This is a genomic window from Paenibacillus xerothermodurans (assembly GCF_002220865.2).
In the GTDB taxonomy this organism is placed as follows: domain Bacteria; phylum Bacillota; class Bacilli; order Paenibacillales; family NBRC-103111; genus Paenibacillus_S; species Paenibacillus_S xerothermodurans.
Window position 1 is genome coordinate 16,671 of sequence record NZ_NHRJ02000009.1, and the last position, 13,093, is coordinate 29,763.

Here is a 13,093-nt window from a genome sequence, read left to right on the forward strand (position 1 = left end):
CTGTTCATTGGCTAGTGTAGCTAATGAACAACAGTTTTTCAAACGGCGTGCTCCGTATCCTTATGAAGAATGAGCACTTCGTTAGCGCTCAATCGAACAGAGCCCTGCAGTTTGCGTCCGCTGATCAAATCGGTGAAGCCTGCTGCCGGCAGCTGCACCTCCGCAGGCTGATCCAGGTGATTGAGCAGGAAGATATAGCTCCTGCCCTCGGCTCTCCGTTCACTCACTTCCACCCCTAACGGAGTCATAACTGGTGGCTGCACACCCAGATCGCTGAGAATGCGCCGAAGCATACCTGCGACAAAGGCATCTTCAGCATGGGTGCCCACATAGTATGCTTTGCCCTGACCGAATGTGTGTGCCGTGACGGCCGGCGACCCCGCGAAAAAGTCAGCTGTAAACGACGCTAGCGCCTCGGCGCCTTCCAGCCGGATGATATCCGCCCATAATGTGCATTTGTAGTCGCCATCCAGATCCCCCTGCCCCCTCACGCGAAGTCCATTCGTCTGATCAGGCAGCATCGGGTCGAATTCTTCGACGCACAATCCTAGCAGCTTGCGGAGAGGGGCGGGATAACCGCCAAGATGGATGCGATCATTCTCATCCACGATTCCACTGAAAAACGTCGTCAATAAAGTGCCGCCCTGCTGTACATAGGCTTCAAGGTTGTCTGACACGCCGGGTCCAATCAGATACAGCGCCGGTGCGATCACCAACCGATACTTGTTCAAGTCCGCATGCGGCTGCACAAAATCAACTGCAATGCCGGCGTCGAACAAGGCTTTGTAATAATGGCCGATTTGCTCCAAAAACAGCACATCCCGGCTGGGCTTGGAATCAAGCTCCAGCGCCCACCAGTTATGCCAATCGAACAAAATGGCTACCTTGGCTTCAATCCTAGTGTCGACCAGCGCTTGCAATCGCTTCAACTCGTTGCCCAGCTGCGCTACCTCCCGGTACACTCGGCCGTTCTCATCCCCGGTGTGCGTGACCATAGCGCCATGGAACTTTTCCGCTCCAGCCCGTGACTGCCGCCACTGGAAAAACATCACACCGTCGCTGCCTCTGGCTATCGCCTGGTAGCTCCACAAACGCATCACGCCGGGCCGCTTAAGAGGATTCCGCTGCCGCCAATTGACTTGGCTGGTCACCTGCTCCATAAGGATGAACGGCTGTCCTCCTCTAAGGCTCCGCATCAGATCATGCTGCATAGCTGCAGCAACAGGTATGCCTGCAGTTGGCTCCGGATAGCTGTCCCAAGTGACGACGTCCATGTGCTTCGCCCATTCGAACTCATCCAGCGGTTTGAACGCGCCCATAAAATTAGTCATCACCGGTACGTCCGGTGTGATTTGCTTAAGAATCCGATATTCACCCAAATAAGCGTCGAGCAGGCTGTCGGACATAAAACGCATATAATCCAATTGCTGTCCGGGATTAGCGAAGGTCGGCGTTTTGGCGGGGAGGGCGATTTCGTCCCAGGCATAATACTTCTGGCTCCAGAAATTGGTCCCCCAACGGGCGTTCAACTCCTGCACCGTGCCGTAACGCTGCTGCAGCCACTCGCGGAAGCGGACCGTGCATTCAGCACAATAGCAGCGCGACACATGGCAGCCGTACTCATTGTTTACATGCCACATGGCCAATGCAGGATGATCCTTGTAGCGGTGGGCCAGCCGCCGGACCAGTCCTTGGCCGTAATGGCGGAATGCCTTGCTGTTGGGACAGTAATGCTGTCTGGATCCGTGCGAAAAGCGCACCCCGTTCTCGTCCACCGGCAGTGATTCCGGATGCAGCTGAGCGAGCCAAGCTGGGGGACTTGCCGTTGCTGTCGCGAGATCTGCCATGATCCCATTGTCTGCCAGTAAATTCATAAGACGATCCAGCCAACCAAAATCATAGTTCTCCGCATTCGGCTGCAGGATAGCCCAGCTGAAAATGCCAACGCTCACTATGTTCACGCCGGCTTGCTTCATTAACCGCATGTCCTCCAGCCAAACATCCTCCGGCCATTGCTCAGGATTGTAATCGCCTCCATAAAACAGTTGTGGCAGCTTTTTTGATACAGGCATTACTCATCGCCTCCCATTGTTATTTGCGCACCTAGTTCCCCATCGCGATATGCACAATGGTTTTCGTCCGCCGACAGAACAAATCACCGCCAGCTCTGTGCTCCAACCGGTCACAGAAAAGTTCCGCCCTCCGAGCAACCTTTGCTGGTTCGCCGCGTTTATGTAGTAGAACTTTTTGCCAAATACCGGCCGAACAAGGGGGTTACTCTGGCATGCTGGACACGCAATTATATATATCATTTTGGGCCGGAACGGTTCCATTTGCAAGCTCAAAATGCGAGCTACTATGTAGCCGTGGCACAGTCGTTCCGTTGCGCTGTCACGCCGGTAAGCAGCTTGCTTGACCGGCTCGCCGCAGAGAATGTCGAATTGAGGCTGACGCCAACGTTTGGCGCCGAGCCGCCGGATGGTGCCTAGAATCGCACCTACTACTTCTCGCTCATTCGCACGGGATACGCGGCAAATTAAAGAATGGATGAGATGATAATGAATAGACGCGCTTTTCTGAAACGAGCTGCATATACAATCGCGGGTGCCGTAGCCGCACCGTTCGCAGGTTTTGGGTATGCGCGGTACGCGGAGCCCGAATGGCTGCACACCCGCCACGTGACACTGTCTCTCAAACGGCTGCCCGCCGAGTTCGACAATATTCGTGTGGTGCAGTTTAGCGACGTACATCTTGGCTTTAATTATACGGTGGCAAATTTAGCGGAGCTGGCTGATCATATTCAATCACTGCAGCCTGATCTTATCTGTTTCACCGGTGACTTATTCGATACGGTGATAGACGACGGAGAGGAAGCTGCGCAAGTTTTGCGAGGCCTGCGAGCTCCGCTAGGCAAAGGGGCGGTGCTCGGCAACCATGATTATTACGCCAAGGTACATGACTCCATCGGCCAGGTTCTCACCGACGGCGGATTCGCGCTGCTTACCAACCGGGCGATCCCTATAAAACGCGGCGGTGCCCGCATTTGGTTAAGCGGAGTCGATGATATGTGGGAAGGCAAACCCGATCTGGGCAAAGCGCTTCGGTCCGTCCCCCCTGGCGAGTTCAATCTGCTATTGTCGCATTGCCCCGATTTCGCCGACATCGCGCTGCAGTACCCGATCGACCTGCAATTTTCCGGCCACAGTCACGGCGGACAGGTCCGGCTGCCGTTTTACGGGCATCTACTAGCACCTGCGTATGGCGTTAAGTATGTGGACGGACTTCATCGTCTGGGAGACGGCAAGCTGCATGTGTATACCAACCGGGGCATTGGGGTTTCTGTGCTGCCTATCCGGTTTTGGTGTCGCCCTGAATTGACCGTTTTCACTCTGCGCAGGGGCTGAGAATTCCCTTCTGATGCAATGATGGGTGCTGCCGGCGGGAGTCGCGTCTGGCCAAAGAAAAAAATAAGGCAGTCCCCTGGAGCCATTATGGCGTCAGGAACTGCCTTTCGTCTATTTTTTATTTCACGAGACCAAGCAGAATTTCACGAATCAACTTGGATGCCACGATTGGCGTTTGCTCGGAAGGATCATACACAGGCGCGACTTCCATAACATCGGCACCAACCAGGTTCAAGCCGGCCTCGGCCATCGCATGGATTGCCGCTAACAGCTCCTTGGATGTGATACCCCCCGCTTCCGCTGTGCCCGTGCCTGGAGCGGCGGACGGGTCAAGGACGTCGATGTCAATCGTTAAGTAGATTGGACGGCCCGCGAGCTCCGGCAGCACCTTTTTCAATGGTTCCAATACGTCGAACGGATGAAAATTCACATTTTCACGGGCGTACTTGAACTCCTCACGGGAACCGGAGCGAATGCCGAATTGGTATATATTTTTACCACCCATCAATGCCGCTACCTTGCGCAAAGGAGTGGAGTGGGACAACGGCTCGCCTTCGTAATGCTCACGGAGATCGGCGTGGGCGTCGAAATGGACGATTGCCAGATCCGGGTACTTCGCGTACATTTCACGTATTACCGGCCACGTGCAGAGATGTTCTCCACCGAGCCCGATCGGCACTTTGCCGTCGTTTAGCAGCTGGCGTACGTAATCACCAATAATGTCCAAGCTGCGCGCCGCGTTGCCGAAAGGCAGGAGCAGGTCGCCGGCATCAAAGTATGTGATATCCTCTAAGCTTTTATCGAGGTAAGGGCTGTATTCCTCCAGACCGACGGACATCTCTCGGATACGAGGAGGGCCGAACCGGGAACCGGGGCGAAAGCTAACCGTAAAATCCATAGGCATGCCATAGATTACCGCACGGGAATCGGCATAATTGTCGGAGCTCAGTATGAATACATTGCCGGAATAGGCTTGATCCAAACGCATGTGACCACTTCCTTCTACTATATACTGGCTAACAGTGTGTTTTTGCTAACCTCTGTTACTTAAGATTTACTTGCAGAGATCCTCTACGAACTTCGGCAGCACGAAGGCCGCCTTATGTAGACGCGGGGAATAATATTTTGTATCGATCTCCGGAATCTTCGTTTCATCCACCTGAAGCGGATCATACTTTTTGCTGCCCATTGTAAAAGTCCAAAGGCCGCTCGGATATGTCGGGATGTTGGCGCAATATACGCGCACGATCGGAAAAATTTCTTTTACGTCACGGTTAACGTTGCGGATGAGATCAGCTTTGAACCAGGGGTTGTCCGTTTGTGCGACGAAGGTGCCGTCCTCTTTTAACGATTCATAGATCCCCTGATAAAATCCGCGGCTGAACAGCTCCACAGCGGGTCCGACCGGTTCGGTGGAATCGACCATAATGACATCGTACGCGTTTTTATGATCATGGATGTGCATATAACCGTCGTTCACGAGTACTTCGACACGAGGGTTGTCCAATTCTCCGGCAATCGATGGCAAAAACTTTTTCGAGTACTCAATGACCTTGCCGTCAATGTCAACGAGCACGGCCTTCTCGACATTCGGATGCTTCATTACTTCGCGGATTACGCCGCCGTCGCCGCCGCCTACCACGAGAACATGCTTCGGGTTGGGATGCGTGTACAGAGCTGGATGTGCCACCATTTCGTGGTAGACAAACTCATCCTTCTCTGTCGTCATAACCATGCCGTCGAGAACAAGCATGCGCCCGAACTCCACTGTATCGATGATAGCAAGATCTTGAAATTCGGTTTTTTCCGTTACAAGCGTCTCGCGGATTTTTGCAGTAATACCATAATTTTCGGTTTGTTTCTCCGTGTACCACAATTCCATTATTTTATCCACCCTTCTTGGTCTCAGAATCATTGTAAAATAGCTTCGATCGGATGCTTTTCGGATGTTAATACTACCCAGCAGTTGTGCGTCATGTTGTATTATAGTGTATCCTCCCGAAATTGCAAACTCATGCGGCACGGTAACGCTTTGGTTCAAAAAAAATTAATGTCAACCGCGTGTGTGATGAATAGTTGTTTCTATGTTTTTCCATACTGGAAAGTAAGTAAGTACGATACGATTTATAATAGGTAAAAATCAACGACGATGTGGCGTTTCCGCTGCCTTGTTGCGAAAGGAAATGAATGGCCGTGGCCGACATACACAACAGCAGCTCTGCCCGATCTGACAGTGATACTCCGCTCTCGCGTTGGTTCCGGCGTCTGAAGAGGCTGGGAGCATTGTGCGTTTCCTCATTGATTCTAACCTCTGCCGCCCTAATCATTATCCTCCTTTTTATGCGTTCCCAGGCACTCCCTGTGTCCAAAATGATGCCGGCGACCGAATTATACGACATACATGGTGAAGTGGTAGAAGTGATGAACGGAGGGATCAATCAGCAGCGCGTAACTCTTGCGGACATTTCACCGAAGCTGATCAAGGCAACACTCGCCATCGAGGACCGCAGTTTTTATCACCACTATGGATTCGACGTGAGGGGTATCGCGCGGGCGGCTGTGGTGAATTTACAGCATATGTCCAAAGTGCAAGGGGCCGGCACCATCACCCAGCAGCTCGCCCGCAACCTGTATCTCTCTCATGAACGTACGTGGACGCGTAAGATCAAAGAAACGTATTATGCCGTGCAGATGGAACTGCAAATGGACAAGGATGAGATTTTGGAAGAGTACTTGAACCAGATTTATTACGGCCATTCCACATACGGCATTCAGGCTGCGGCAAGGCTGTTTTTCGGTAAAAATGCGGCCGATCTTAGTCTGGCGGAAAGCGCGATGCTCGCGGGAATACCGAAAGGACCCCGTTATTATTCACCTTACTATGACGCCGTGAACGCGAAGGACCGCCAAAAAACGGTGCTGCAAACTATGGTAGTGTCCGGAGCGATTACTCAGGAGGAAGCGGATCAAGCGGCGAAAGAAAAGCTCACGATTCGGCCCTTGGAACCAAAGAAGCCTGCCATCGCCGGTTACTTCCGCGATTACGTGCGCAGCGCTGCAGCAGAAATGCTCGCCGTCAGTGAAGAACAGTTGGAAGATGGCGGGTTCAAAATCTATACAACTCTGGACTTGAATGCACAAAAGGCGGCCGAAGAGGTCATCAGTCAACAGCTGAGCAAATTCAATGAAATTCAAGCTGCCTTGGTAGCGATCGATCCCCGAAACGGTTACATTCGGGCTATGGTCGGCGGACGGAACTATGGGGAGAACCAGTACAACCGTGTGTTCGCCGATTCTCGTCAGCCCGGCTCCGCATTCAAGCCGATCGTGTATGCAACGGCGTTACAGCAAAAGAAATATACACCGGTCACGCGGGTAAAAAGCGAACCGACCACCTTCACTTATGACAACGGACGCCAAACTTACACACCTGGCAACTTCGGGAATACATATTACGATTGGATCGACCTGCGTCAGGCGATCGCCAAGTCGGACAATATTTTTGCGGTCCATACCCTGCTCGACGTCGGAGCGGATAACGTGATTGACACAGCACGTAAAATGGGAATTCATAGTCCGATGAAGCCTTTGCCGTCATTGGCGCTCGGTACATTTCCGGTGAGCCCGTATGAGATGGCGTCGGCATTCGCTATCTTCGCGAACCAGGGCGTGCGTGTCGAGCCTACCGCGATTGTCCGTATTGAGGACAGCCGCGGAAAGCTGCTGCATGAAGCACATCCGGCAGAGGAACTGGTGCTGGATCCGCCTTCAACCTATGTAATGACACATCTTATGGAGAGCGTGTTCGAGCAAGGCGGCACCGGCAGCCGTGTGTCGCGCGTGCTGAAGAGGCCGGTGGCGGGCAAGACGGGCACGACCAATACCGATGCGTGGTTGGTGGGTTACACGCCCGAGTTGTCCACCGCCGTTTGGGTGGGTTACGACAAGGACCGCAACATCAGCGCGGTCGAGTCCCATTTGGCAGCGCCCATCTTCGCGGAGTTCACGGAGCGCGCTCTTGAATCCGTACCGCCGAAGCTGTTTCCGATGCCCGAGGGTGTTGTCAGTGTTTATATTGATCCCGTGAGCGGCAAACTCGCCAACGAAGGATGTCCTGCCTCGAGGATGGAGGCGTTCATCGCTGGGACGGAGCCGACGGAATACTGCACGCAACACCTTGGCGAGGACGAGGATGCTAAGACGGCAAAGCCGAAAGGCAACGGATCATGGTGGGAAGATCTCAAACGCTGGTGGAACGAGTAACTCCGCCCACCCTGGCACGCCGCAGCCGGCTGAGCCGCTTCGCTTGCTACAAGCGGACGCTGCCGGTGGCCGCAAGCTCTGCTCCGCCGCAGGCAATTATGCGAATGCATCTGGCTAACGCAGCCCCTTATTGTGTGAGCTGTCCTGGCAGTAGAATCATCTGCTGCCGGGACGGCTTTTTCGGTTGCGCCCAAGAGCTGCCGACGCAGTAGAGTGGTCGTTGTCGGGGCAGCCTGCATGCATTTTTTCTTCGTCGCCCCACTGCACATGCTTGCACTGAACGAGCAGACACTACTGAGCCTCAACGAAGTGCAATACTTGCACAACGGTTAAACAATAACTATACTTATGTAAGTAATTAAAAATATGGAAGCATCATGGTACTAACAACTGACAGCTGGAGGTATAGACTGAATGGACGCAAAGTACAAAGCTTTATTCGAGGAATTGACGTTACGCAGCGGAGTGCAGTTAAAAAATCGCGTGGTCATGGCTCCTATGACGAACTTCGCCTCAAACGACGATGGCACTGTATCGGACTCTGAGGTGCAATATTATCGCCGTAGAGCGAACGGGGTAGGCACAGTCATCACAGCATGTACATATGTAACCCGAAACGGTAAGGGCTTTGCAGGCGAGTTCGCCGGTCACACCGATGAAATCATTCCCAGCTTGCGGCGCTTAGCAACCGCAATAAAAGAGCAAGGCGCCCGGGCGGTACTGCAAATTTTCCATGGAGGGCGTATGTGTCCCCCGGATTTGGTGGATGGCGATGTCGTGAGCGCAAGCGCGATTGCAGCCGAGCAGGAAGGCAGTGTAGTTCCTCGCGCTCTATCCGATGAGGAGATTCAATCCATCGTGCGTGATTTTGGAGAAACGACGCGCAGAGCGATTGAAGCCGGCTATGACGGTGTCGAAATCCATGGAGCGAACGGTTATCTGATCCAGCAGTTTTTCTCCGCCCACTCCAACCGTCGCGATGATCGCTGGGGCGGCAGTCTTGAACGGCGGATGGCGTTCCCGCTCGCCGTTGTGGATGAAGTGCAGCGGGTTGTTGCGCAGCATGCAAAACAGCCATTTCTTGTCGGCTACCGGTTTTCACCGGAGGAGCCGGAAGCAGTAGGCATTACGATGGCCGACACACTAAAATTACTCGAAGCGTTGGCGGACAAAAACCTCGACTATCTGCATGTGTCGTTAATGGATTTCTGGTCGCACCCTCGCCGCGGGGTCGACGACAGCCGGACTCGCATCGAATGGATTCTGCAAACCGTCGGGGATAGGGCGCCTGTCATCGGCGTAGGCTCCATTCACACGGCTGATGACGCGATCAAAGCCCTCAACACCGGCGTGCCGTTAATTGCGCTGGGCCGAGAACTGATTGTGGAACCTGATTGGGCACAGAAAGTGGCAGAAGGCCGTGAGTCTGAAATTAAAACCACGATATCTAAAGATGATCAAGAGCGTCTGTTAATCCCTGATCCGCTATGGCAGGCCATCATCAACACCCCCGGCTGGTTCCCGGTTGTCTGAGCCGCAAATACCGAGTTATCCAACACAAAAAGACAGACCACACGGTCTGTCTTTTTGCTGTCCTAGTATATGTCGCATATACTAAAATTTAGTATACATCCAGAAAGTTGTAAAGCACAATGCGCGTCACATAATCGCCATATTTTGGGTGTTAGGCGAGCGCCTGTTTCAAGGTGTCCTCTGAATTTGCCCACATTTCTGGGTTATACTCCATCAGGAGTTTTTTCAGCGCTGCCTTTTCACGCTGGCCGATATTGTCCAACATGACGCGCCGCTTCAAAGCATAGTCCATGCGGTTGACATGGTCCGCTAGGATTTTCCACCCGCGTCTGGCTTCCCGGTCCACAAGCATTTCACATGAGGTCACGCCCGCATAATAGCTGCCTTCCGGCTTACGGTCTACCGCTACCCAAACTATCCAATATGGCCTGCCGTTCGGAACATCTTCCTTGTTCGCGGAGAACTTGATACCCTTCTCCACCTTACTCTTCGCGTGCAAGGCCCCCATATCCAGATACGCTTCGTCACCGTCTATGATCACGCTCGATAACTGGCTTAAATCAATTGAGCCGGCTCCAAAGCCGCGGTGCTCGACTTTACCGCTAACGATGTTGAGCGCAGGCAGTTTCTTTGGCTTTTCTCCAGCTTGATCTTTATTTATATCCATCGATGGCACCATCCAATTTGTGAAATAAGTTTTATCGTTACTTATCATTTTAGCTAATAATCCTCAATTTGCAAACATATACATGCTCTAGATGCTTGTCAACGGGGTGAAAATGAGATGAAAAAACGACTCGGCAACCGAACGGTGCAATGGTCCGTTCTACTTCTGTTAGCCTGCGGAGCCTCCTGGGCAAGCCAAGCTTCGCTGCCGCCAGCCGCGGCGATACCGACCGAATCCGCTTCGTCCCGGCTGCAGCAATATGGCGGACGCCAGCCAGCGGAGCAACTAATGGCTCAATCTCTATTATCTGCCGCGGCAATGGACGAGCCGAATGAGCGTCAAGGCACTGCGGTCCTGGCGGGCGCGGATGGTATGCCCAACGGGCACGGGCGCCCGACGGTATCGGCCATGGCGGGCCATATGGATTCGGCGGCGCCGACGCAGCAGCCTGCGCCGCCTCTTACCTCACCCGCTCCGCCTAGCCCGCCGGCGAAACCGATAGAGAAGCCGGCGCCTCAGCCTTTGAGTGATCGCATTGTGGAATATCACCTGGAGGTGGAATTGCACGCCGAGGACAAGCGCCTCTCGGGCACTTCAACGTTCACTTGGAAAAACCCGGGCAGTGTGCCTGTACGGGAGCTCTACTTTCACTTATACCCAAACGCATTCAACTCCGAAAAAACAACCTTCATGAAAGAATCCGGCGGCAGACTGCGCAATGACAAGAGCACTGCTGCCAGTGTGGGAGGCATGGACATTACGAGCATCAAAACACGCAATGGTCAGGAATTGTCCTCGCGCATGGAATTCGTGCAGCCTGACGACGGCAATAAAGAAGACCGTACATTGATGAAGCTGACGCTCCCGGCGCCGGTGAATCCGGGTGACCGCATAACTTTGAATTGCGCCTACGACGTAAAGCTCCCGGCGGTGTTTGCACGTATGGGTTACGCGGGAGACTTCGTCATGGCCGGACAATGGTTCCCGAAGCTTGCGGTCTACGAGCCGGCAGGCTTGCGGGGCAGGACCGCGGAGGGCTGGAATTTGCATCAGTATCATGGCAACTCGGAGTTTTATGCGGACTTTGGGCTATATGATGTACGTATCAAAGTGCCTGCCGATTACACGGTAGCTGCCACCGGTTTTCCCATTAAACCTGCCACACAAGATGGACAAACGAAAACATATACATTTTACGCCGACGATGTACACGACTTCGCCTGGGCTGCCTCGCCCCACTTCATCTATTATGAGGAGCCTTACGCAACGTCCCATCTGCCTGGTGTGCGGATCAAACTGTATCTGGATCCGAAGCATGATCATCTAAAACAGCGCTACATGACCGCGGCCAAAAAGGCATTAGCCCGCTATTCACAGTGGTACGGAAGCTATCCGTATTCCACCCTTTCCATCGTAATCCCCCCGGAAAACGGCAATGGCGCAGGCGGTATGGAATATCCGACACTGGTGACCGGGTGGGGCGCAGCCGAAGAGCAGCCGGACCTTGAGCTCGAGCGCGTCATAGTGCACGAAATCGCCCACCAATTCTGGTATGGCATCGTTGCCAACAATGAGTTTGAAGAGGCGTGGCTTGACGAGGGCTTCGCCTCATACGCCGAGGATAAATTCATGGAGCTTGAGTATGACGTGCGACCGAATCTTGCGATAGAGGCAAGCTACATCACCTCGCCAAGACCTCTGCAGCTGAACTCCTGGAGCTACGGTCAGCATGGTGAATATGCTGGAAATGTGTACACACGTTCCAAGCTGGTGCTCAAATCCATAGAATCAGAAATAGGTACGGAGCTCATGAGTCGTGTGCTGAAAGCATATTTCCAAAAATGGAAGTTCGGCCACCCGACCACGGCTGATTTCCAGAAAGTATTGGAGAACACGACTAATACAAGCTGGTCTCATTTTTTCGACCAGTACATATACAATGGACACATGGTAGACTACGCCGTGGGAGGCATTCAAACGAGACAGGTGCTCGCTGATGGCAAACAAGCATACGAGAATACTGTACTGGTGCAAAAAAAGGACGGCACGTATCACGACATCCCTATCCGGTTTCACTTTGCCGATGGTTCACAGCTCGATAAAACCTGGGACGGCAAGAACGAGGCCGTGCAATTCAAACTAAACCATCCCGCTCAGCTCGACTGGGTAGTGATTGATCCTGAAAAGACGATCATACTTGAAAACAAACGGATCAACAGCTTTATGAAAACCAACGTGGATCCGACACTGACCGCCCGCTGGAACATGGGAGTAGTGAAATTTATGGAGACCTTATGCAATTGGGTCGCTTGGTGAGGTGGAATTCAGATGTGGAAAACGATGAAAATCGGCTGGGGATTGGCATGGCAGCAGCCGTTTGCGGTATGCATGCTGTTTATATACAACCTGTGCTGGGGAGTGCTCTTATACCGCATGGTCCGCTCTGTCGTGGTGCCTCTCCTCCACCGGTATCCGGGGGATGAATTGTCCCGAGAAGCCGTTCAGCTGTTCTGGGCGGAAGCGCAGTTTCAACTCATGAAAACCGACCTGATTCATCCCTATGTCTGGTGGGCGGTCTGCCTGCTGCTCACCCGGATGATTATCACCCCTCTGTTGAATGCCGGGGTCTTTTATTCACTGGAACATACTGGTGTGAATGCAGGCTACCGGTTCGTTCAAGGTATCCGCCAGTACGCACTTGCATTTGCCGGACTGTACGCATTGCAGACCTTGTTAATCCTAGCTCCTCTGTATCTGCTTGTCCGAAGAGTAACAGCAGCGTATGCGCACCAAGCCAATCTCTCTTCTTTGGCCTGGGATGCGGCGCCGCTCATCGCGGGTTACATTGTGTACGTATTCGTGGTCCAAATCATGGTCATGTACATGCAGTTTGGTAAACTGAAGCGGCTGCCGGCGGGCAAGGTGCTGCAGGTGCTGTGCCGAAACGTGCTGTCGGTGACGCTGTTGGCTGTCGGAGTGTTTTTGGTGACAGCTTGCATATCCGCCGCCGTAACGGGTGCTGCAATGCTGTGGGCCGGATTCGCCGCGTTCCTCGGTTTGCAAGCATTTCGGCTCGTGCATATGTTTTTGAAAATGTGGGCCATCACCACTCAGTATGCACTCTGGAGTACGCAAATAGATTAGCCGGCATAGACAAGGCTTGGGCCGCCACGAGCAGCCTGAGTCTTTTTTGCGTTTGTCCCCTAGCATTCCAACCCAAGGAATC

The 13,093-nt window shown here is 53.2% G+C and carries 10 protein-coding genes; 6 read left to right on the top strand and 4 right to left on the bottom strand.

What is annotated here, in order from left to right; translation table 11 throughout:
* Window positions 1-38: 38 nt before the first annotated feature.
* Window positions 39-2,072: a beta-galactosidase gene (locus CBW46_RS14485; RefSeq protein WP_089200716.1), complete on the bottom strand. Its 2,034-nt coding sequence runs from the start codon at window positions 2,070-2,072 to the stop codon at window positions 39-41.
* Window positions 2,073-2,213: 141 nt separating this feature from the next.
* Between CBW46_RS14485 and CBW46_RS22190 the strand changes: the two genes are divergently transcribed.
* Both CBW46_RS22190 and CBW46_RS14495 read left to right on the top strand, forming a co-directional pair.
* Entirely contained in the window at window positions 2,214-2,489 is a 276-nt protein-coding gene (locus tag CBW46_RS22190) for a DUF6886 family protein (protein ID WP_089200717.1), read from the top strand.
* A 69-nt stretch (window positions 2,490-2,558) separates the two neighbouring features.
* Window positions 2,559-3,404, top strand: a complete 846-nt coding sequence (locus CBW46_RS14495; protein WP_243633323.1) for a metallophosphoesterase — start codon at window positions 2,559-2,561, stop codon at window positions 3,402-3,404.
* Between the two features lie 118 nt (window positions 3,405-3,522).
* Here the strand turns inward: CBW46_RS14495 and speB are convergent, their stop codons facing one another.
* Together speB and speE are read right to left on the bottom strand one after the other, a co-directional pair.
* On the bottom strand, window positions 3,523-4,392 hold the full coding sequence (gene speB / locus CBW46_RS14500; RefSeq protein WP_089200719.1) for an agmatinase: 870 nt from the start codon (window positions 4,390-4,392) through the stop codon (window positions 3,523-3,525).
* Window positions 4,393-4,458: 66 nt separating this feature from the next.
* Window positions 4,459-5,286, bottom strand: coding sequence for a polyamine aminopropyltransferase (speE, locus tag CBW46_RS14505; protein ID WP_089200720.1), 828 nt, complete (start codon window positions 5,284-5,286; stop codon window positions 4,459-4,461).
* 305 nt (window positions 5,287-5,591) lie between these two features.
* Between speE and CBW46_RS14510 the strand changes: the two genes are divergently transcribed.
* Both CBW46_RS14510 and CBW46_RS14515 read left to right on the top strand, forming a co-directional pair.
* Window positions 5,592-7,667, top strand: a complete 2,076-nt coding sequence (locus CBW46_RS14510; RefSeq protein WP_089200721.1) for a transglycosylase domain-containing protein — start codon at window positions 5,592-5,594, stop codon at window positions 7,665-7,667.
* A gap of 414 nt (window positions 7,668-8,081) precedes the next feature.
* Window positions 8,082-9,200, top strand: coding sequence for an NADH-dependent flavin oxidoreductase (locus CBW46_RS14515; protein ID WP_089200722.1), 1,119 nt, complete (start codon window positions 8,082-8,084; stop codon window positions 9,198-9,200).
* Between the two features lie 151 nt (window positions 9,201-9,351).
* On the opposite strand, the gene CBW46_RS14520 is transcribed toward CBW46_RS14515, so the two are convergent.
* The gene (locus tag CBW46_RS14520) at window positions 9,352-9,867 is read right to left on the bottom strand and encodes a YwhD family protein (protein ID WP_089200813.1); all 516 of its coding nucleotides are present in this window, start codon (window positions 9,865-9,867) and stop codon (window positions 9,352-9,354) included.
* A gap of 117 nt (window positions 9,868-9,984) precedes the next feature.
* On the opposite strand from CBW46_RS14520, the gene CBW46_RS14525 reads away from it, so the two are divergent.
* A complete protein-coding gene (locus CBW46_RS14525; protein ID WP_089200723.1) occupies window positions 9,985-12,183 on the top strand; it encodes a M1 family metallopeptidase in 2,199 nt (732 codons plus the stop codon).
* Between the two features lie 12 nt (window positions 12,184-12,195).
* Complete coding sequence (locus CBW46_RS14530) at window positions 12,196-13,011, top strand: hypothetical protein (protein WP_089200724.1); 816 nt, start codon at window positions 12,196-12,198, stop codon at window positions 13,009-13,011.
* The last annotated feature ends 82 nt before the right edge of the window (window positions 13,012-13,093 follow it).

Coding starts and splice junctions, on each gene's coding strand:
- CBW46_RS14530 (WP_089200724.1), top strand. CDS start 12,196: ATGTGGAAAACGATGAAAATCGGCTGGGGATTGGCATGGCAGCAGCCG.
- CBW46_RS14515 (WP_089200722.1), top strand. CDS start 8,082: ATGGACGCAAAGTACAAAGCTTTATTCGAGGAATTGACGTTACGCAGC.
- CBW46_RS14525 (WP_089200723.1), top strand. CDS start 9,985: ATGAAAAAACGACTCGGCAACCGAACGGTGCAATGGTCCGTTCTACTT.
- CBW46_RS14520 (WP_089200813.1), bottom strand. CDS start 9,867: ATGGATATAAATAAAGATCAAGCTGGAGAAAAGCCAAAGAAACTGCCT.
- CBW46_RS14495 (WP_243633323.1), top strand. CDS start 2,559: ATGAATAGACGCGCTTTTCTGAAACGAGCTGCATATACAATCGCGGGT.
- CBW46_RS14485 (WP_089200716.1), bottom strand. CDS start 2,072: ATGCCTGTATCAAAAAAGCTGCCACAACTGTTTTATGGAGGCGATTAC.
- speE (WP_089200720.1), bottom strand. CDS start 5,286: ATGGAATTGTGGTACACGGAGAAACAAACCGAAAATTATGGTATTACT.
- speB (WP_089200719.1), bottom strand. CDS start 4,392: ATGCGTTTGGATCAAGCCTATTCCGGCAATGTATTCATACTGAGCTCC.
- CBW46_RS14510 (WP_089200721.1), top strand. CDS start 5,592: ATGGCCGTGGCCGACATACACAACAGCAGCTCTGCCCGATCTGACAGT.